At 61.3% G+C, this 21,033-nt stretch carries 16 protein-coding genes and 1 pseudogene; 12 read left to right on the top strand and 5 right to left on the bottom strand.

The features are described from left to right. The first annotated feature begins 19 nt into the window (after positions 1–19). Both BMY36_RS14030 and BMY36_RS14025 read left to right on the top strand, forming a co-directional pair. Positions 20–3,097 carry a site-specific DNA-methyltransferase gene (locus BMY36_RS14030; RefSeq protein WP_050520812.1) on the top strand — a complete coding sequence of 1,026 codons (3,078 nt, stop codon included), beginning with the start codon at positions 20–22 and terminating at the stop codon, positions 3,095–3,097. Next, on the top strand, positions 3,097–6,414 hold the full coding sequence (locus BMY36_RS14025) for a DEAD/DEAH box helicase family protein (RefSeq protein WP_050520813.1): 3,318 nt from the start codon (positions 3,097–3,099) through the stop codon (positions 6,412–6,414). The genes BMY36_RS14030 and BMY36_RS14025 overlap by 1 nt, the downstream gene beginning before the upstream one ends. A gap of 333 nt (positions 6,415–6,747) precedes the next feature. Here BMY36_RS14025 and BMY36_RS14020 read toward each other — a convergent pair whose 3' ends face one another. Continuing rightward, positions 6,748–11,844 (bottom strand): RecQ family ATP-dependent DNA helicase, encoded by a 5,097-nt coding sequence (locus tag BMY36_RS14020; protein WP_050520814.1) that lies wholly within the window; start codon positions 11,842–11,844, stop codon positions 6,748–6,750. A gap of 264 nt (positions 11,845–12,108) precedes the next feature. Here BMY36_RS14020 and BMY36_RS14015 point away from each other — a divergent pair, with 264 nt between their 5' ends. Further along, a complete protein-coding gene (locus tag BMY36_RS14015) occupies positions 12,109–12,711 on the top strand; it encodes a DUF1989 domain-containing protein (RefSeq protein ID WP_050520815.1) in 603 nt (200 codons plus the stop codon). A 7-nt stretch (positions 12,712–12,718) separates the two neighbouring features. On the opposite strand, the gene BMY36_RS14010 is transcribed toward BMY36_RS14015, so the two are convergent. The 3 genes from BMY36_RS14010 to BMY36_RS14000 are packed head-to-tail and all read right to left on the bottom strand — an operon-like array spanning position 12,719 to position 13,713. Further along, entirely contained in the window at positions 12,719–13,264 is a 546-nt protein-coding gene (locus tag BMY36_RS14010; protein ID WP_050520816.1) for a DUF3489 domain-containing protein, read from the bottom strand. 9 nt (positions 13,265–13,273) lie between these two features. After that, positions 13,274–13,489, bottom strand: coding sequence for a hypothetical protein (locus tag BMY36_RS14005; protein WP_231579774.1), 216 nt, complete (start codon positions 13,487–13,489; stop codon positions 13,274–13,276). Continuing rightward, positions 13,486–13,713: a hypothetical protein gene (locus tag BMY36_RS14000; protein ID WP_050520817.1), complete on the bottom strand. Its 228-nt coding sequence runs from the start codon at positions 13,711–13,713 to the stop codon at positions 13,486–13,488. The genes BMY36_RS14005 and BMY36_RS14000 overlap by 4 nt, the downstream gene beginning before the upstream one ends. Positions 13,714–13,988: 275 nt before the next feature. Between BMY36_RS14000 and BMY36_RS13995 the strand changes: the two genes are divergently transcribed. The 9 genes and pseudogenes from BMY36_RS13995 (at position 13,989) to BMY36_RS13960 (ending at position 20,460) form a co-directional block, all read left to right on the top strand. Then, positions 13,989–14,381, top strand: a complete 393-nt coding sequence (locus BMY36_RS13995; RefSeq protein ID WP_050520818.1) for a thiol-disulfide oxidoreductase DCC family protein — start codon at positions 13,989–13,991, stop codon at positions 14,379–14,381. A 14-nt stretch (positions 14,382–14,395) separates the two neighbouring features. After that, a complete protein-coding gene (locus tag BMY36_RS13990; protein WP_050520819.1) occupies positions 14,396–15,733 on the top strand; it encodes an ABC1 kinase family protein in 1,338 nt (445 codons plus the stop codon). A 5-nt stretch (positions 15,734–15,738) separates the two neighbouring features. After that, entirely contained in the window at positions 15,739–16,956 is a 1,218-nt protein-coding gene (locus BMY36_RS13985; RefSeq protein ID WP_050520827.1) for an FAD-binding domain-containing protein, read from the top strand. Continuing rightward, the gene (locus BMY36_RS13980; RefSeq protein WP_231579775.1) at positions 16,953–17,810 is read left to right on the top strand and encodes an NAD(P)/FAD-dependent oxidoreductase; all 858 of its coding nucleotides are present in this window, start codon (positions 16,953–16,955) and stop codon (positions 17,808–17,810) included. The genes BMY36_RS13985 and BMY36_RS13980 overlap by 4 nt, the downstream gene beginning before the upstream one ends. 77 nt (positions 17,811–17,887) lie before the next feature. After that, positions 17,888–18,697, top strand: a complete 810-nt coding sequence (locus BMY36_RS13975) for a methyltransferase family protein (RefSeq protein ID WP_082224930.1) — start codon at positions 17,888–17,890, stop codon at positions 18,695–18,697. Position 18,698: 1 nt separating this feature from the next. Next, positions 18,699–19,409: a bifunctional 2-polyprenyl-6-hydroxyphenol methylase/3-demethylubiquinol 3-O-methyltransferase UbiG gene (gene ubiG, locus BMY36_RS13970; RefSeq protein WP_050520821.1), complete on the top strand. Its 711-nt coding sequence runs from the start codon at positions 18,699–18,701 to the stop codon at positions 19,407–19,409. Next, positions 19,406–19,738: pseudogene (locus tag BMY36_RS20810) on the top strand (DUF427 domain-containing protein); the annotation flags it as partial. The gene ubiG and the pseudogene BMY36_RS20810, both read left to right, overlap by 4 nt. A gap of 18 nt (positions 19,739–19,756) precedes the next feature. Further along, on the top strand, positions 19,757–19,879 hold the full coding sequence (locus BMY36_RS20805; protein ID WP_269430855.1) for a hypothetical protein: 123 nt from the start codon (positions 19,757–19,759) through the stop codon (positions 19,877–19,879). Positions 19,880–19,887: 8 nt separating this feature from the next. Further along, on the top strand, positions 19,888–20,460 hold the full coding sequence (locus BMY36_RS13960) for a CIA30 family protein (RefSeq protein ID WP_050520822.1): 573 nt from the start codon (positions 19,888–19,890) through the stop codon (positions 20,458–20,460). A gap of 29 nt (positions 20,461–20,489) precedes the next feature. Here BMY36_RS13960 and BMY36_RS13955 read toward each other — a convergent pair whose 3' ends face one another. Beyond that, complete coding sequence (locus BMY36_RS13955; protein WP_139194061.1) at positions 20,490–20,909, bottom strand: hypothetical protein; 420 nt, start codon at positions 20,907–20,909, stop codon at positions 20,490–20,492. Positions 20,910–21,033: the final 124 nt, after the last annotated feature.

Genomic DNA, 21,033 nt, shown 5'->3' with positions numbered 1-21,033 from the left:
ATCAAGGAAAATAAGAATAATGAGCAATTTTGACGCCCTCGTTGCCAAGCTGCGCGAAATCTTCCAGATCGACCGGCCTGACCTTGATTTTGGCGTCTACCGCATCCTGAACGCACGCGCGGGCGAGATCGAGGATTACCTGTCCAAGCGCCTGAAAGCGCGGGTGGCCGAGGCGCTGGCTGCCGGGGCTGCGGCCAATACCGAAACGCTAAAAGCTGCCATAGCCAAGGCGCGCGAGTCCGCCGAAGCCGCCGGTTACAATCCTGACGAGGCTCCGAAGGTTCTAAGTCTTCAGAAAGAACTTGCCGCCGCCAGCACCGGCGCGTCCGAGCATGAGAACCAGGTCTTCTCGCACCTACTTACCTTCTTCTCGCGCTACTATGACAAGGGCGATTTCATCAGCCAGCGCCGCTACAAGGGCGACACCTATGCCATTCCCTATTCCGGGGAAGAGGTGGTGCTGCACTGGGCGAATCGCGATCAGTATTACACCAAATCGGGCGAGTCTTTTTCCAACTTCAGCTTCAAGCTTGATGACGGCCGCGTGGTCCATTTCCGCCTCGTTGCCGCAGACACGGCCAAGGACAATCGCAAGGACAACGACAAGGAACGCCGCTTTGTACTGGCCGCCGCCCGCACCGTCACCCGGACGGATGAGGATGGCGAGACCTATGAGGAAACCATCCACCCCGTGGCGGAGGAAGACGGCGCGCTGGTGATCCGGTTCGACTTTGCCGCCCAGCCCAAGGGCACCAAACAAGAAGCGCTGGTCGACAAGGCGGTCGAGGCGATCCTGGATGACGAAGCGGTCAAGGCGCGCTGGTTGGCGCTGACCAACCGCGCGCCAACGGAAAAGAACCCCAAGCGCACGCTTCTCGAGAAGCACCTGACAACCTACACCCAAAAGAACACCGCCGATTACTTCATCCACAAGGATCTGGGCGGCTTCCTGCGGCGGGAACTGGATTTCTACATAAAGAATGAGGTGATGAACCTGGATGACGTGCAAGAGGCCGGGACCTTTGCCGACATCGAGAAAAACCTGCGGATGATCCAGTGCTTGCGCGCCATTGCGCTGGACCTGACCACCTTTCTGGCCAGCATCGAGGATTTTCAGAAAAAGCTGTGGCTGAAGCGAAAATTCGTGGTGGCCGCGCAGTATTGTGTGACGCTGGATCGGGTATCCCCGGCGCTTTACCCCGTCATCGCGGCGAACCCCGCCCAATGGGCGCAGTGGCATGAACTGGGTATGCGGGCATCTGCTGCGGCCGGGACGGTGGAGGATCTGAAGGCAGCGCCCTTCCTGATGGTGGACACCGCGCTGTTCGATGCGGGGTTCCGGGCCGATCTGCTAAAGGCGATCCCCGATCTGGATGCCAGCCTCGACGGGCTGTTGGTGCATGGGGACAATTTTCAAGCGCTGGGGCTGTTGGGCCTAAGGTATCGGGAGCAGGTGAAGTGCGTTTATATTGACCCGCCTTACAATACTGGAAACGATGGCTTCGTTTATAAAGATGGTTACAGCCATTCGGCATGGCTTTCCATGATGCACCAACTGACAGAAAAATCGGGGCGCACGCTCTCAAATGGCGCGGTACATTTCGCGAGTTGTGACGATAACGAAGCTAGTCGGTTCAAGCTGCTGCTAGATGCGAAATTTGGCCATGAACTCATGGAAGCCCAAATCGGCGTACAGTCGAACAAGCGTGGGCAGACCTATAAATCTATCGCAAAGACCCACGAATATCTTTTCGCCTACGGATGTGATGAAACGTCCACATTAAACGGGCTACCGCGCAATTTGGAAGGCGGTGAAACTGATGAGTTTGGCAACTTCGAACTTTGGGAACTTCGAAACAGAAATCCGAAGTTTGGCCGCTTTAATCGTCCGAACCTTTTCTACTCATTTTTCGCATCGCCAAATCAGCAAAAGCGGTTGGGCTTTTCTGAGGTTCGCCTAGAACGTGATGCCGAATATACTGCGGAAGTACTCCCTTTCAACAGTAGTGGCGTAGAATCATGCTGGCGTTGGGGCACCATCAAGGCAAAGGCAGGCTCCATTAAGGGAGCAGAAATTCTGATCGCCAAGACAACCCGATCCGGTGAGTGGCGAATTTTTGAAAAAGCACGGAAAACCACGAAGGCGCCAAAGTCCATTTGGGATGATACCGCCTTTATCAATGAGCAAGGCACAGTCAGGCTCGGGGCCCTAGGCTTCACTGACTTTGGCTTTCCCAAACCTGTGCGGCTAATTCAGACGGTCGTCCAAATTGGAACAAATGCGGACGATTTAGTGCTCGATTATTTTGCAGGGTCCGGCACAACAGGTGAGGCGGTCCTCGCACAATGCCGCGACGATGAAATTCAGCGTCGTTATATTCTGGTTGAGCATGGTCCCTATTTCCCAACGGTTTTGAAGCCAAGGATACAGAAGGTCGTCTACTCTGCCGAGTGGAAAGACGGCAAACCCACCGCCCCCGAAACCGGCATCAGCCATGCCTTTAAGGTTCTCAAGATCGAAGGCTATGAGGACGCGCTCAACAACCTCGACCTGAAGCGGTCGGCCCCGCAGGCCAGCCTGCTTGAGGGATTCAGTGCCGAGAAGCGCGACGATTACCTGATGCGCTACATGCTGGATGTCGAGGCGAAGGGATCGCTGCTGTCGGTCGACGATTTCCAGAAGCCCTTCAATTACTCCCTGCGGATCGCGGTCGACAGCGCCGGGGCCTGGGAAGAACGCAAGGTCGATCTGGTCGAGACGTTCAACTATCTGATCGGCCTGACGGTTCGCCACGTCGACATTCAACTCAAGCAGGGCTTTGTCACTGTCGAAGGCACCCTGCCATCAGGCGAAAAGACCCTGATCCTGTGGCGCGACTGCGAAAAGATCGGGTATGAAGAGCTGACGTGGCTGTGTGACAAGCTGGCGATCAACCCGGCCGACAGCGAATTCGACGTGGTCTACATCAACGGCGATCACAACATCCCCTCGGTGGTGGAAACGTCCGAGGCGGAGGGCAGCTTGGTGAAAAAGCTGATGCTGCGCCAGATCGAACCCGCCTTCCTGGACGCGATGTTCAACGTGGATGACGTCTGATGGCGCGCACCCCGAAGAAGAAGCGCACCTTTCATCAGGAGTTGGTGCTGAACCGCTGGATGCTGAGCCATTTCCACGGCGACGGTCTGATGACGCTGAAGGCGCGGCTGGGCGATGACCGGTTTGAGGGCATCGACGACGACGGCCAGACCAGGTTTTTCCACGAGCTGACACGCAACCTGTTCAATATGGACCGCGTCACCGAGGCCGAGCTGCGCCGCTTTGACCTGAACATCGTCGCCCATTGGCAAAAGATCACCCATCGCCGCAATGCAGTGACGGGCGAAATCCTGACGATGAAGTATTTTCAGTACCTTTCGTTGCTGTTCAGCGAGATCTACCTCGACTGGTATTTCAACCGGCGGCAGGCGCTGCTGGACGAGCTGAACGCCCAGATGACCCAGTATCGGAAGGAGGATGGCGCCGAAGCGTTCAAGGATTACACCGCCGACGACCTGAACAAACTGGCGTTCTGGAACGCGACCGGAAGCGGCAAGACCCTGCTGTTGCATGTGAATATCCTGCAATACCTGCACTACTTCCAGGCGGGCAATGGCAACATATTTCCCGACCGGATCATCCTGCTGACCCCGAACGAGGGCCTGTCACGCCAGCACCTTGAAGAGTTCCGCGAGTCCAGCCTCAACGCCCATGTCTTCGACAAGAACCAGACTGGGTCGCTGTTCAAGGGCTGGGTGGATGTGATCGAGGTCACCAAGCTGGCCGACGAGATGGGCGACAAGACAGTCGCAACCGGCGCCTTCGAGGGCAACAACCTTGTGCTGGTCGACGAGGGCCACCGCGGCACCGGCAGCGCGGGCGGCGTGTGGATGGCGCGCCGCGCGGCGCTGGTGAAGGGCGGCTTTGCGTTCGAATACAGCGCGACCTTCAGCCAGTCGGTGGCCAAAGGTGCGACGGTCGCCAAAGCCGAGGAAGATATCCTGAAAGCCAAAGCGAAACGGCTGTTCGAAAAGACGCTGAAGCAGCTGGATGATACAGAGCGCGCGCAGCTGCAACTGACGACCGAAGATCGCGCCCGCGCCCGGATCGACGGCATCCGCGAGGCCTACGCCAAGGCAGTGCTGATCGATTACAGCTATAAGTATTTCTACGCCGACGGGTACGGCAAGGAATCCCTGATCCTGAACTTGGACGACGATGGCTATGACAGGCATGGCAGCCTTTATTTCACGGCCTGCCTGCTCAGTTTTTATCAGCAGCTCTGGCTCTGGGACACGCACCGCGACAAGATCAGGGAATTCAACATCGAGAAGCCCCTGTGGGTGTTTGTGGGCAATACGGTTGCGGGCGAGGATAGCGATATCCTCGAAGTTATTAAGTTCCTCGCCTGGTTTCTGAACCATCCCAACGAAGCCACAGCTTGGATCGCCGACCTTGTGGCCGACAAGGCCCGGCTACTGGACCCGAAGGGCAACGACGTTTTCGCGGGCCGCTTCATGCCCCTCATGCAGCGCGATGGTGCTGCGATCTATGATGATATCCTGAAACGACTGTTCAACGCTGACGCGCGGCAGCGGCTGAAGCTTGTGAACCTGCGCAACAGCAAGGGCGAACTGGCCCTGCGGGTCGGATCGTTCGATCCCTTCGGCCTTATCAACATCGGCGACGATTCCGGGTTCTTCAAGAACGCTGAAGACAGCAGCGACTTCGACACCGAAGCGGACGATTTCGGGACCGGCCTGTTTGGCACGATCAACCAGAAAGACAGCAAACTGAACGTCCTGATCGGCTCGCGAAAATTCACCGAGGGATGGTCAAGCTGGCGGGTGTCGACGATGGGCCTGCTCAACATGGGGCAAGGCGAAGGCTCTCAGATCATCCAGCTGTTCGGCCGCGGCGTCCGACTGAAAGGGCGCGGCATGTCCCTGAAGCGGTCCCTACCAGCCGAGCGGCCCAAGGGCACGCACATGGAACGGCTCGAAACGCTGAACATCTTCGGTGTACGGGCGAACTACATGGCCACCTTCAAGGACTACCTGAAGGAGGAGGGCATCACGCCGAGCGACGAGATCATCCAGCTCGACTTCCCGACGAGGACGAACCTGCCTTCTGGGACTCGGCTTAAGACGCTGAAGCTGAAGGACGGTTACAAGGACAATCAGATCAAGGGCTTCAAGCGCGTCCACTTTCCGACGCTCTACGATGTCCCGGCCGAATTCGCGGGCAAAATCAAGCCTCCGCACGTCGTTCTCGACCTGTATCCTCGGGTCGAAGCGATCACGACCACGGCAAACGCATCTGCGAGCGCACCGGACAAGCGAAATCGCGCCAAACTGAGCAAGGCGGCAATCGCTTGCTTTGATTGGGATGCGGTGTTCACCGCTGTTCAAGAGTACAAGCTTTTGAAAAGCTGGAGCAATCTGAAGGTCGACCCGGAGCACCTTTCGCAGTTCTGCCTTGGTGATGACAGCTGGTACACCCTTTTGATCTCCCAAGCGGAACTGGAAGTGACTGGCTTTTCAGATGTGCTGCGTCAGCAGGAAATCATGCTTCAGCTGCTCACCGACTATACCGACCGGTTCTATCAAGGGCTGAAGGCGGCCTATGAGGGCAAATTCTACGATGTTGCACCGGTAACGGAGGACTCGGGTTCGATCATCAAACTGTACCAGTTCGAGATCGAAAACACTGATGTCGGCCTCGAGTACAAAGCGAAACTCGAGGCCCTTTCCGCACTCGTCGCGTCCGGAAAACTCGGCGAGGCCAGCAAGTGGGGCGCACCTAACATGGTGGCGATCAGCTTTGGCCAGCACCTTTATTACCCCCTGCTCTCTCCCATCAAGGATGCGGTCGTCCCACTGAAAATGCGGCCACTGGCGCTTGGGGAGCCAAGCGAGGTGCAGTTTGTCGAGGACGTAATGGCGTTTTACGACTCCACTTTAGGGAAGGAGAAGCTGCGAGGTTTCAGCCTCTACCTGCTGCGCAATGCTGACAATCGCGCCAAGGGTCTCGGTTTCGCTCTGGCAGGCAATTTTTATCCTGACTTCCTGCTGTGGCTGGTCGACGACAAAACCGGCAAGCAGTGGCTGTCATTCATCGATCCGAAGGGCATCAGAAACCTGAACATCTCGGACCCGAAGTTCGGCTTGTATCAGGAAATCAAGCAGATCGAGAAACAGCTGGGTGATGGAATGATCAGCCTCAGCTCCTTCATCCTATCTGTCACGACGTTCAATGACTTGCTCAATGTCATGGGGACGACCTCTAAATCAGACCTGGAGGATCGGAATGTTCTGTTCATGGATGACGGTGGACCGGCATACCTTGGCAAGCTGCTGACCAAAGCACTCTCCTGACTAGCGGCATACCCAGCTTCATCCCTCCCCCCACGGCATGGTTCCTCCCCGGCCCTGAATGTATGCGGGGGGGCCCAGCGCGGCATTTCGCTAGCGACAGGCACTTTCGCCGGTGAATCCAGGCGGAATCCACCTAAACGATGAAGTTAAAATAAATCATTTTGTTACAAACGCTTACAACGCATTCTCTTCATTGCGGGGTGGATTTTACTATTTTTGTCAAGAATCCACCTGAGGAAGCCAGCGCGTTGGAAGCCAGCCAGCGGAAGCCAGCTCGATCACGCCACGAAATCCGGCCAATGATGCGTTTGAATACGGAGTTCATCCATCATCCTACTTCGCTATGATCGCTCCCCCGTCTGCTTCAAACACCAGTTCCGGCAAGACCACTTCCCACTCATTGCGGCGCAGCAGGTGGTGATAGTCCTCGCCCCCATCCTCGCGACGCCAGTTCAGGATGGCTGCGACCTCGCCGCGCAGGAAGGTCGTGCCATCGGGCGGTGCAAAGGCACGTGACAGCCGGGCAAGGGTTTGGCCTTGGGCGTTGTTGATCCGCCAGCGGTCACCGTGGCGGGTCAGGTGAACGGCGGCGCCGGGGCGGGCGGCGGCGATGGCCTTCAGCGAAGGATCGTCCAGCTTAAGACGCCCGGCGAAGGACAGGTCAACCAGCTTTGGATCGGGCGGCACATAGCGTAGGCGGGCGCGCGGCAGGGCGGTAGTGTCTGGGGTGTTGCAGCGGGGCAGGATCGCGTCATCGGATTGGACAAAGGCATGGGGGCCATCGGTCAGGATGGTCAGGGTCGACCGCGCCCGCGTCATGGCGACATAGAACAGGCGCCGAGGGGCGTCGGCGTCTTCGCCGCGCGAGGGGCGGTCCCAGCCGCCGTTCAAGATGGCAACATGATCGAACTCCAGCCCCTTGGCGCGGTGGGCGGTCATGAGAAGGAGCCCACGCTGCTCGCCCCGCACATCCCGCGCCCATTCACCGAACCACTGCACAAGGTCCGGCACCGGGGCGGCCTTTTCGACCAGTTCCCGCGCCAGAGTGCCGATGCCTTCGCCGATTAAATTGGTCCAGCACGACTGCGGTTGTGCGTTCAGGATTGCTACTAGATCGGGGATCGACAGCAACCGGGTGCGATCTGTAAGGAGGGCGCGGATGAAGCCCTGCATCTCGCGCAAGCGCCAGAGATTAAGCGGTTTCTCATTGGCCATGTCGATGGGAATGCCCAGCGCCTCGGCATAAGCGCGCACCGGTTCCAGCCGCCGCCAGTCGCGAGCGATCACCGCGCAGCGGCGCCAGGACCAATCCGGGTCTTGCCTGGACAGGCGTACCAGTTCGTCCAGCGCAGCCACCGCTTGGGCAGCATCGCCGCCCGCATCCAGCAGGCTGACCCGCCCTTGCGCCACAGGGTCGAGTGCCCCCCAGTCGCCCCCCGGCATCGATTTGGCGCGGGCCCGGTTCACCGTGATGTCGTGGTCTGCCTTCATGCGCTGGGCCGCCGGGGCAATCACAGCATTGGCCGCCGTGATGATATGGGCGGTAGAGCGGTAGTTTTCGGTCAGCCAGACGGGTTTGGCGGCATAGTCAGCCTCAAACCTTCGGATAAAGTTGATACTGGCCCCGGCGAAGGCATAGATGTTCTGGTCATCATCGCCCACGGCAAAGAGGCTGATGCGCAGATCGTCTTCCAGCGACCGGCCTGCCACTGCGCCGATCAGGGCGTATTCCTCGGGGCCGATGTCCTGATATTCGTCAACCAGCAGCCAGCGATAGCCTTGGATCAAAGTCTCGCGCAGCGCCTCTGCCTCGGGCTTGGCAAGGCCATCGCCGCGCAACAGGGCAACCGCCTGCATGACAATGCCGTCAAAGTCGCGAGGACCCTCGTGGTCACCTGCAAAGCTCGCCCCCATCAGCCGCATCGCCAGCGCGTGACAGGTCGAGACGGTCACGCCCGCCGCGTCATCCCCGATCAGGCGGCGCAGGCGTTCGCGGATTTCGGCAGCGGCATGGCGGTTGTAGGTCAGAACAAGAATGCCGCGGGGGTCTTCGCGCTTGACGCGGATGAGGTAAGCGATGCGATGCACGAGCACCCGCGTCTTGCCCGACCCCGGCCCCGCCAGCACCAGCACGTTGGTCTGTTCGCGGTCGTCGCGGACGATTTCGGCCTGACCATGGTTCTCTAGCGCATCGACAATCGTGCGCCATGAGGTGCCGGTTGTCTGCCGCCGGATTTCCGTGCCGCGCCCCGGCAGCCAGCGCCGCAGAAACGCGTCACGGTCCAGCACGAAGTAATCTTCCGATAGACGCTGGGCCTGATCCATCGCCGCCAGCCCCTTTTCGGCATAGGCGGCCATGACATGGGTCTGGATCGTGGTCTCGCCGTAGTGCTCCTCCAGCGGAGCGAAGTGCTGGACTGTAAAGGGCCCGCCCTTGGGGTTCAGATGCACGGTGATAGCTGGGCGGAAGACCGTCAGGCCACGACCCAGAGTGGCGACCTGTTGTTCGTGCAGCCACAAAAGCGCGCGGTCCATCAGGCGGATCATATCCTTCACCTCGGCCCGCAGAAGGGCATCACCGTTCAGCGCATCCAGCATCGCACCAAGGGTGGTTTCGACCTGGATATCTTTGCCGCGCGTACCCTTGGCGACCTTGCCCGTCAGATGCACCAGCAGGGCCTGCGCCCCATGTCGCCGCAAATCGGCGGAGCGGGCGACCACGGGCCAGGACCGCTCCAGCCGCACAAAGATCGTGTTGCGGCTGACCTTGCGCAGCGTGAGGTTCCCGCGCCCTCCGTCCTGATCGCGGCCATCCTGTGACATGCCGCGCAGAATGGTTTCCACCAGATCGGGCCGCACTTGCACATGGCCCGCTTCACGCAAGGACTGGCAGGTCTCAGACAGGTTCAGCGGTTGCGCCTCGGCCCCTTCGGCGTCCGGCACCGCCTCTTGCAGCAAGGCGATCAGATCAGCTTCCATCCGGCCTGCGTGATCCAAACGGCGGGTCGAGGCATCCTCGACCCCCAGATGCACATAGACCGTGATGGCGGTGTCGTTGCTGGCGATCCCCAGCACTTCAAGATCGGCAAAAGCCCGGTGCAAGTCGCGTCCCGACAGGCCGCAGGCGCCGGTCAGATCATCGGTGGACACCCCAGCATCGGCGGGCGCGTTCATCACATGGCGCACAAGGTCCATCAGTTGGGTGCGCCGCACCCCGGTGATCTGCGCCTTGGCAATGATCGTTGCCGCCTCATCCACCGACCGGATGCGCAGCGACGACGGGAACACCTGCACCCGGTTTTCCTCGCGGGCAAGCAGCGTCGCCTCCTCCAGCCAAGCCACGGCAGTTTTAACACGGGTGTCGTCGGTGGTCTTGTCGCGCTCAAACTCCTGATCCTTCTCCTCGCGCACGATCTCGCCCGGCGTAGCGACCACCTCGCCGGATTTGTGCTTTTCCATCCGTCGCAGCGCCTTGAGGATCGCACCGATTTCGTGCCGGGCAAGACGGGATCGCGCCGAAAGCGAGAACTGCCGCTCCACATCCTCGGGGCTGAACAGCAGCACGCAACTGGCGGGGTCACGATCCCGACCCGCGCGGCCTGCCTCTTGCAGGTAGTTTTCCAGCGACCCCGGGATGTCACCATGCACCACCAGGCGGATGTCGGGCTTGTCGATGCCCATGCCAAAGGCATTCGTCGCGGCGATCACCCGCAACTGGCCGGTGCGGAAGGCCTCTTGCACATCGCGCTTGCGGTCAGGCGGCAGGCCTGCGTGAAAGAAATCCGCCGCCAGCCCCTGCCCCTTCAGAAACCCCGCCACCTTTTCCGTAGCACTGCGCGTCGCGCAATAGACCACTGCGCCTGATGCCCCTTCGGGCGGCAGGTTCGCCTCGATCGCGGACAGGATATCGGTCAGCTTTGTCGCCTTTTGCGTGGGCAAAACGGCGAAGGACAGGTTGGTGCGGACAGCGCCGCCATCCAGCAGCATCAGATCGACGCCAAGGCGGGTCTGGAAATGATCGCGGATGTCGCGAACCACCTCGGGCTTGGCGGTGGCGGTCAGGCACAGCACGGGCGCTGGGCTGTCACCCGAGAACTCTTTGATGAAGCGGCTGATATATCGGTAGTCGGGCCGGAAATCATGGCCCCATTTGCTGATGCAATGCGCCTCGTCCAGCACCCAAAGTCCGACCTCGCGCTGTTGCAGGACCGTGCGGATCGACGGCGAGCGCAATTGTTCGGGCGAGATCAGCAGCATCGCCGCATCGCCCATCCGCACCTTTTCCAGCGCATCATACCGTTCGGGCAGCGACAGCATCCCGTTCACGGTGACCGCCGTCGAAATCCCCGCTCGCGCCAGCCCTTGCACCTGATCGGCCATCAGGGCGACCAGCGGCGAGATGACCACCGTCAGCGCCCCGGTCCTGTCGAACCGCGACAGGGCCGGGATCTGGTAGCAGACCGATTTTCCCGTGCCGGTGGGCAGGATGCCCAGCACCGACTTGCCCGCCATCGCCTCGGCCACGATGCGCTCCTGCAAGGGGCGGCCCATGTCATCGACGGGCTGCGGACGGAAGGACGGAAAGCCGAACCAACGTTCTAGGGCGGCGTTGGGGTTATTCTTTTCGGCGCACCAACCGCAGTCGGGGTCGCCGCAATTGGTGTCGCGCAGATGCCGCACGATCCGACCGGCCTGCGGGAACTGCAGCCGCACCCAGGGCGGCATGACCGAATCCCCGCCCGCGACCGATATCCACGAAAGTGCATAGGCCATCGGCCAGCCGTTGCGCGGGTCCGAAAGGCGGCCCAGCGTCTGGTCCAGCCGATGATTGCAGGCGCGCCCCTCAAGCAGGCGGCGGATGGCGGCATGGGCGGCGGCTTCATTTGGGGCGGGACCACGCAGGAATTGGAACAGCGCGTCGAACCCGGCCGAGGCTTCGCCCCGCGTCGTCAGATGGTGATAGGCCAGCAGCGCATCCGGTGCCTCTTGGCCCAGCCGGGTAAACGCAGCGATCTGATCCGCCAGCACCTGCAGCGCCAGCCGCGCATCCTGTTCGGGGTCATTCACATGCCCGACCTGCAGCCGCCCATCCTGATAATGCTTGACCAAGTAGTGGTAAGGATTGCGCGGAAAGGCCAAAGGGTTCAACCACAGCGTATCAATCGGCGCTGCCCCCAAGCCCGCTAGGCGCGCCCGGTTCGCTACCAGATGCGGCAGGTCATGGCGCAGGATGTTGTGCCCGACCAGATGTGCAGCCCCATCGCAGAACACCTCCAGCCGGCCCAATGCAGGGTCGAGTGCGGCACCTTTGTGAACCAGCGCCGCCTCACCCCGCACCGCCGCAAAGGCAAACAGCCGTGCAGACCTCGGATCAACCTCCAGATCGATGGAAACACAGCGCGACAAAAAATAGGCGGGATCAAAGGTCAAATGTCAGGCATCCGGATTCCAAAGGCCAGGAGCGGCATTCAAGCCATTGATAACCCTATCACCGGGATTCGAAAGCTGAAGATTTTGCCGCAGAACCTGGTCTTTGGCATTGCAACCATGGTGGGATGAGCTCCGGCCCCAATTGGCGGCCCCCGATATGGCTTGACCCTGCCCATTTGGTCAACAAAACTGAAGCTGCGCTATTTGGCCTTTGGTATATCCAGCAATCTTATCCAACAGCGCTGTTGGCAGAGGAAACGATAGATGACGACTGACCTTCATGTTGTGCCTGCGCGCCGGGGCCGGGCCGTACGTCTTGCCAAAGGCCAAGCGATCCAGATCATCAACACGCATGGTCAGCAGGTGGTTGATACGTGGTGCTTCAATGCCGATGACATGTCGGAATTCATGTCGATGGAACATCTGCACGCGACGCGTCAGGGCATCTTTCCGGCAAAGGGTGATGGCCTGACAACAAACCGGCGGCGGCCGATTCTGATCATGGAAGAAGACACGTCGCCGGGCCGCCACGATACGGTGATCGCTGCCTGCGATGTACATCGTTATGCGTCGCTTGGCTGTTCGGAATACCATGACAATTGCACCGACAACCTGCACGCGGCCCTTGGCCAGCTTCATCTGCGGGCGGCCGATTGCCCTGCCCCGCTGAATTTATGGATGAACATTCCGGTTGGCCCTGATGGCAAGATCAGCTGGGGTGAGCCGCTGTCCAAACCGGGAGACCATGTCGTACTGCGGGCCGTCATCGACTGCATCGTGGTGATTTCCACCTGCCCGCAGGACATGATCCCGATCAATGGTGCGGCCTGCAAGCCAACCGAAGTGCATTACCGCCTGCTGGACTGACGCACCTTCAAGACACGGGGCCCTCGATCCGGTACACGGTGCCGCGTCCTTCGATCCGTTCAGCCGTCACAACGAAGCCAAGCTTCTTCTTCAGCACCCCCGAAATTGCACCTCTCGCAGTATGCGCCAACCATTGAGTTGCCTCAACGATCTCTTGCATCGAAGCGCCGTCAGACTGCCGCAGCATCGTGATCAACAGCGCCTGCTTCGTACCCGCGCGCGGGGTCGGCGGCTTTGCCACAGGCTGGGCCTGCACGATTGCTCGGGTGGATGACATCATCTTGGCTTTCACCGGCTCGAACCCGATGGCCAGCAGACCGGCGTCGGTGACCACCAGCGTTGTGCCATGGCCATCGCCGGTCTCACGCCAGAGGGGTTCTTTGCGCCGCAGGTTGGCGTCGACTTCCTGCAGCCAGCCGAGCGCGATCATCCGGTTGACGGCCATCTTCGCCGCAGCCCCCGCCAGTCCCTTCGGCAACGGAAGGGCGATGTTGTCAGGGCGCTGGGCCCCGGCGCTGAGGATGATGGTCTGGGTTTCGGTCAACTTGGTCATGGCGTTCCCCTATTGGTCGTGCGTGGCAAGGAAGGCGGTGATGCGCGACATCAGGTCGTTGTGGCCGTCGGCATCCGTGCCGATGATCACGTCGCCATCGTCGTCGCGGTCCAGATCGGCGATCTCGCGCAACAGGGCGATGGCGTCATCGAAGGCGGCGAAGCGTTCAGCCTCCCAAGCGGCGGTGATGGCGTCCTGTTCGATCCGGTGGCGCGGCGGGATCAAGCGGCATGCTCGCCCTCATTAAACGCGCCGTCGGTGATCTGGCGCAGCAGGCTGGCGTAATGGTTCAGGGTGCCGACGTCACCCCAGTGGATCTCGTCGGGGTGGGTGTTGAAATGGTCGTCGCTCAGGGCCATCAAGCGCGCCAGCATCGCGTCAATCTGGACCTTGGTGGTCATGAAGGCGTCGAGGGCTTTGGCATTGTCGGCGGCGCGGCGGGTGGTCATGGTGGGCTCTCCGTGGGTGAGTTGCATCCGTTTCGTGCAATCAGAATCGCTCTGCGCGCTACGGTAATCAACTGAATACTAAGTAAAAAAATGATCCTATTAAAGATCTGCGTAGCCATGGGCTTCTTCGGTCCACATGGATCTGCTCAACGGGGCCGCAACGCCGCGCAAGGCTATTCACGCTGCTAGCGAGGAAGGTTAGCCCGGACGTATGGGAAGTCACAGCGCCGGGGCCATCGGTTGGACTTCACTCGTGGCAGGCCTAACTAACCGATATGGAAAACAGCACCAGAACATCCGTTCTCTACAACGGCAACTGCCCGGTCTGTAATTTTGAGATTGGGCATTACGCGCGCTATGCGGGCAAGGCGGGCCTGCCGATACGGTTTGATGATCTGAACACGGACGCGCGCAACCAGTGGGGGCTGAATGCCGACAAGGCGGCGCGGCGGCTGTATGTGCTGCATGACGGCAAGCTGACATCGGGTATTCCGGCGTTTCTGGTGCTTTGGGCGCAGATGCCGCGCTATCGCTTGCTCGGCCGGATCGTTGGCTTGCCGGGGATCAGGGACATCGCCAGCTCCGCCTACGACTATGTGCTGACCCCGGTGATCTACCGCTGGCACCTGCGTCGGTTGCGCAAGCAATCCGCCTACATTGCCAACTGATGTAGGAGACCGCCTTGCCCCATCCCAATGACAGCAACGGCGCGGCCGTACCCACTGGGCGCGCAGCTCGGCTGTGGCACTTTGGCGGCATGGCCACAGGCATCGCGGGCAGCGTGGCTACAGGGGGATTGCGCGCACTGGCGGGGGGCAAGCGGCCGGACTTGACGCAATTGCTGCTGACGCCTGCCAACACTCTGAGGCTGACGGACGGGCTATCGCACCTGCGCGGGGCTGCGCTGAAGCTGGGGCAGATGCTGTCCATGGATACCGGGATCGTGTTGCCGGGTGAGTTGGCCACAATCCTGTCGCGGATGCGCGATGATGCGCGCCACATGCCACCCAAACAGTTGCAAGCCGTGCTGAATGCCGAATGGGGGCCGGGCTGGTACAGCCGCTTTGCCCGCTTTGACGTGCGCCCGTTTGCTGCCGCATCCATCGGCCAGGTCCACCGGGCCATCCTGCCCGATGGGACAGAGCTTGCCATCAAGGTGCAATACCCCGGCGTCCGCGCAAGTATCGACAGCGATGTCGACAACGTTGCCACCTTGTTGCGCCTGCCGGGCCTGCTCCCGCGCGGCATGGACCTGTCGCCACTTCTGACTGAGGCCAAGCGCCAGTTGCACGCCGAGGCGGATTATCTGGCCGAGGCGCACCATCTGGCACGCTTCGGCAGCCTGATGGAGGGGTCTGACATCTTTGCCTTGCCCGCTCTGCATGATGCATTGTGCACACCGCAAGTGCTCGCCATGCGCTATTTGGAAAGCGCGCCGCTGGACAGTTTGGTGGACGCGCCGCAAGCCCAGCGCGACCGGGTGGCCACGGCATTGATCGATCTGGTGCTGCGCGAGTTGTTCGTGTTTGGCGCCATGCAGACCGACCCAAACCTTGCCAACTACCGGTTTGATCCCAGCACCAACCGTATCGTGCTTTTGGATTTCGGCGCGGTGCAGCTGATCTCCCCCGCGCTTGCCGAAGATTTCCGGATGCTGGCCCGCGTGGCGCTGGATGGCGGGGCCGAGGCCACGCATGAGGCCATGCTGCGCATTGGATACTACGGCCCGGACACTGCCCCGCATCATCAGGCGCTGATACAATCCATGTTTGCCACCGCTATGGGCCCGGTCCGGCAAGACACTCTCTTTGATTTCGGCACCAGCACCTTGTTGGAAACGTTGCGCGACATGGGTCTGGCCATCGGCAATGACCGCGAGCTTGCCCATGTGCCCCCCGCCGCCACGCTGTTTTTGCACCGCAAGATCGGCGGGATGTATCTTATGGCCGCCAAGCTGCGCGCGCGAGTGGCCCTGCGCCCGATGGTGGAAACCTATTGCCGCGCACAATCCCCGGAATGACACTGATGACAGACTGGCCCCCCAGGCGCGCCGCTGGCGATGCAATCCTGCAGGCATTCATCCCCCGTATGGGCCGCCGTTATGCCAATTGCCGCAACACCGACCATGGGCCCGGCGCGCACAAAGCGGTGTCAGTCCTGTCGCCCTATATCCGGCGCAGGCTGGTGCTGGAGCAGGATGCGGTAGCAGCCGCACTGGCCGCCCATGGCCCCGAGGATGCCGAGAAATTCGTGCAAGAGGTGATCTGGCGAGGCTATTTCAAAGGCTGGCTGGAACGCCGCCCGCAGGTCTGGGCCAGCTACAGAACGGGGCTGGACGCCGACCTTGCCGCCCTTGATCGTGACCGCCGCCTGCGCCGTGATGTGGAGCGCGCGATAAGCGGGCAAACAGGGCTGGAGTGTTTTGACGCCTGGGCCACCGAACTGGTGGAGACCGGCTATCTGCACAACCACGCGCGGATGTGGTTCGCCTCGATCTGGATATTCACCCTTGGCCTGCCATGGCGGCTGGGGGCAGATTTCTTTTACCGGCATCTCTTGGACGGCGACGCCGCATCTAACACGCTGGGCTGGCGTTGGGTGGCGGGGCTGCACACGCGCGGCAAACCCTATCCGGCCGATGCCCAGAACATCGCCACCTTCACCGCTGGGCGGTTCACCCCTCGCCCGTCCGATCTGGCCGAGGTCACACAGGGCCTTGAGGCGACCGAGCCTGACGGCCTGCCTTCGGTGCGGCCTTTGCGTCCTGTCACAACCCCACAGCCCGGCAAGCCCACGGCCCTGCTGATAACCGACGAGGATTGCCGGGTGGAGGATTTCGACCTGTCCGCCCTTGATATCCGGACCACGGCCACGCTGACCACCAGCCACTTGCGATCACCCTTACCCGTGTCGGACCTTGTCCATGCATTCGAGGCGGGCGCCTTGGCAGATGCCGCCTTAAGGATCGGCGCAGCCCCCGTCACTCTGCACGCAGCCGACCCCGCAGCTCTGGCCAAATGGGCAGCTGCCAGCGGCGCCACGCAAATCGCCACGCCCTACATCACCACTGGCCCCCTGCGGGACTTTATGGATGACGCAGCCCCGTCGCTTGCCCGCGCAGGCATCACCTTTTGCGAATGGCGGCGGGGTTGGGATGCGGCCATTTGGCCCCATGCCACGGCTGGCTTCTTCAAGGTAAAGCAGAACATCCCGCTGATTCTGGAACAGGTGTTCCCCGCATGACGCCAATAATCATCATTGGCGCAGGCATGGCCGGACTGGCCTGCGCGCGCAAGTTGGCCGACGCAGGCATGGCCCCCGTGGTGCTGGACAAGGGCCGGGGCATTGGTGGCCGTGTGGCCACGCGTCGGTCAGGCGATCTGCAATTTGACCACGGCGCGCAATATGTGAATGCGCATGGCGCGGGGTTTTCCAGCGTGCTGGCGGCGCTGGAAAAGGCGGGCACGCTGGCCGGATGGCCGGATGGCACGGGGCGCACGCACAGTGTGGGTGTGCCGGGTATGTCGGCCCTTCCCAAGGCGCTTGGGGCCGGGCTGGATATTCGGCAAAATGCGCAAGTGCTGCGTCTGGTGCCAGATGCAGGGGGCTGGCTGCTGCATCTGGCTGACGGCACCTTACGTGCGGCATCGGTTGTGGTCACAGTGCCCGCGCCGCAGGTGGCGGCCCTTATGGGCGCGGATCACCCGCTGGTAGCGCGCCTTGGCGCGGTACAAATCGCCCCATGCCTGACGTTGATGGCTGCTGTCGCGGGCCGGGCCCCCTTCATCACCCGCAAGGATACCGATGATCCCTTGGCATGGATCGCGCAAGACAGCGCCAAGCCGGGCCGCCCCCAAAAACATGGCGCACTATGGGTCGCACAGGCCAGTGAGGCGTTCAGTGCGGCACATCTAGAGGATGATCCAACAATGCTGACAGCCTGCATGCTGCCCCTGCTGTGCGACAGGCTGAGTATATCCGCCGCCACCGTCACCCACGCCTCCACCCACCGTTGGCGCTATGCGCGGGTCACGCAACCGCTTGGCCAGTCGTTTTTGTGCAGCGACGATGGCAGCCTTTATCTGGGCGGCGACTGATGCCTTGGCGCGCGCATCGAGGCGGCATGGGACAGCGGCACCACTATTGCCGCTGATCTGCTGGCGCGAAGATGACCATGTGGACCGATCCCCGCATCGCCCGACTGATCACGCTGATCCGCGTCGCCCTGCGCCCGCCCGCTGGGGCGGGGAGGATCGCGTTGGCGCTGACCTTTGGTGCGCTGTGCCATGCTTTGTTTGCCGCAGGCGTTCTGGCGATGATCGTGGCGATGTTCTTTGGCCTGAGCGAAAGCCTTGGCACGGTGCCTTGGCCTTGGGCCACGTTGGCCAATGCAGCACTGATCGTGCAGTTCCCGCTGGCGCATTCACTGTTCCTGACCCCGCGCGGTGGGCGGTTGCTGGCGATGCTGATCCCAGGTCCGCATGGGCAAACACTTGCCACCACCACCTATGCCATCATCGCCTCGGCCCAATTGCTGGCGCTGTTTGCGCTGTGGACGCCGTCGGGCACTGTCTGGTTCCGGGCCGAAGGTGCCGCGTTCTGGGCCATGACCACCGCCTATGCCGCAAGCTGGTTGATCCTGCTGAAAGCCAGCTTTGATGCGGGGGCCGAAGTGCAATCCGGCGCGCTGGGCTGGATGTCGCTTTTGGCGCGGATCCGCCCGGTGTTCCCGGACATGCCGACCAGCGGTCTGTTCCGCCTGATCCGCCAGCCGATCTATGTGGCCTTTGCGCTGACGCTGTGGACGCCTCCGGTCTGGACGCCAGACCAACTGGTGCTAGCATCTGCGTTTACGGCGTATTGCCTGCTGGCCCCGCGCCTGAAAGAGCGCCGATTTGCCGCCCGCTACGGCGCCCGCTTTGATCGCTACCGCGCAGCCGTGCCCTACATACTGCCCCGCCTGAACAAGACAAAGGACCAATAAGGTGCGCAATGACCTGACGATCTACGACAAAGTGGCCGATCGCTGGTGGTCAGACGATATCCGCTGGGTGCGCACGCTGAAAAACCTTGTACCGGGGCGGTTGAAATGGTTCGACCGACAGATCGACTGGCAGGGCAAAGCGGTGCTGGACCTTGGCTGTGCCGGGGGGTTCATGGCCGAGGCATTGGCGGAGCGCGGCGCACACGTCACCGGGATCGACCCGGCGGCTGATGCCATCGACGCCGCCCGCGCCCATGCCCGCACGACAGGTTTGCGCATCGGCTATGATGTCGGCGTGGGCGAGGCTTTGCCCTACGATGACAGCAGTTTTGACGCTGTTGTCTGCGTCGATGTGCTGGAACATGTCGCCGACTTGACTAAGGTCTTGTCCGAAGTCACCCGCGTTCTGCGCCCCGGTGGGATGTTCCTGTTCGACACGATCAACCGCAACCCGCTGGCCAGGCTTGCCACCATCACGATCACTGAAGACCTGCTGCGCCTTTTGCCACGCGGCACGCATGACCCCACCATGTTCATCAAACCACGCGAGTTGCGCACCGCAATGCAGGGTGCCGGGTTGGTGCCGGGCGCCGTCACCGGCCTTGGCCCGCGCGGGATCAACCGCCGGTTCGATCTGACATTTGGCCGTCTGCCGATGACGGCCATCCTGTATATGGGGACCGCGCACAAACCGAATGGGGCTGACGCATGACCGAAATGCAACGCGAAAACGTGCAATCCTACCCCCGCCCGCCCGCGCTGGAACCCGTGCCGCAGCGGATCATGATCCGGCTGGGTGGTGTGCTGGTCGCTGAAACCACACGCGCCCTGCGGGTGATGGAAACCCACCATGCCCCCAGCTATTACCTGCCGTGAGAGGACATCCAAGCCATCCTGCGCCCGGTTCAAGGCAGCAGTTTTTGTGAATGGAAGGGCGTCGCGCGCTATTTCAATATAATCTCCGGAGGCAGGACGGCCGCCCGCGCTGCGTGGTGCTATGATCGCCCCACCGCCGGTTATACTGCACTTGCGGGCTATCTTGCGTTCTATGCCGGGCAGATGGACGAGGCTTGGGTCGGCGATCTGCGCGTCATTCCTCAGCCGGGCGATTTTTACGGCGGCTGGGTCACACCCAATCTGGAAGGCCAGATCAAGGGTGCGCCCGGCACGCAACATTGGTAGAAAGCGTCATGCGCACTCTTTTTCTAGCTATCCTTCTGGCGACGCTCCTTGGTGTGGCAATGCCGCCTGCGCTGGCGGACGGGTCTGCAACCGGGCCGATACTCATTGAGGATTTCACCATGCAGCCGGAAATCCGTTGGCGGTTTTTCACCGATCAGGTGATGGGCGGCGTGTCGACCGGAGGTGTCAGTTTTGCGCAAGAAGGCGGCCAGCCCTTCGCGCGCATGAGCGGCCGGGTCAGCACCGCCAACCGAGGCGGGTTCATCCAGATGCGACTTGATCTGACCAACCCGCCGCCCGAGGGCACAACCGGCGTGCGACTCGTCGTGCGCGGAAATACCCAGCGTTACTTTGTTCACCTTCGGACAGGGGGCACGGCTCTGCCATGGCAATACTATCAGGCCGGGTTCGAGGTTTCGGAAAGCTGGACCGAAGTGCACCTGCCGCTGGATGCGTTCACCGCCTCGGGAGCGTTGCTGCGCGACATCCCCCGCCCAGGCAGCCTGAGTTCAGTTGCTGTTGTTGCCTTTGGCCGCGACCACGACGCCCGGATCGACGTGCGCGAGGTTGGGTTTTACTGAATCACAAAAGCCCGGGCCTTCTTTCCGGCCTACCCCGCCTCTGGCTGAAGACGGCGCACGAGAGTTCCGCCCGTCTCGATGATTGTTTTCATCCGTTCTTCCAGCCGGGTCATCTCAGACATAGCACCTTTCAGGTTTTCGGTATCGTCCCCAACCGTGGCAAGGGACTCGAACAGCTTTTCCGAAGTGGCCAACTGGGCCTCGGCACTTGCGACAACGGCGCGCAATACTTCCAGCAACTCGTCCGCCTTGGGCATGTCGCCCGCCTTTGCCAATCGTTCATCAAGCGCCTGAACCGAGGCGCGGATGGCCGCGAACCAATCATTTGGCAGGCGCGGCTCGCGCTTGGCCGCCAACATGGCATCACGTTCCAGCCGCCGAACACCCGTTACCACACGGTCGATCTGGCCGCGTAAGTCACCCTGAACGGTGACAATATCGTCGTTCACAGTGACCACACGCTGCAGAACCTGATTAAGCTTGTCTTATGAAGGTCCCAGCTTTTGTGCGAAACAAGAGCCACAGACAAGCATTTTGAAATGCTTGTCTGTGGTGGTGGTTGGATCGTTTAGA

The sequence above is a fragment of the Pseudorhodobacter antarcticus genome, from assembly GCF_900110135.1.
Lineage (GTDB): Bacteria > Pseudomonadota > Alphaproteobacteria > Rhodobacterales > Rhodobacteraceae > Pseudorhodobacter > Pseudorhodobacter antarcticus.
This window is presented reverse-complemented; position numbering and strand designations above follow the sequence as displayed.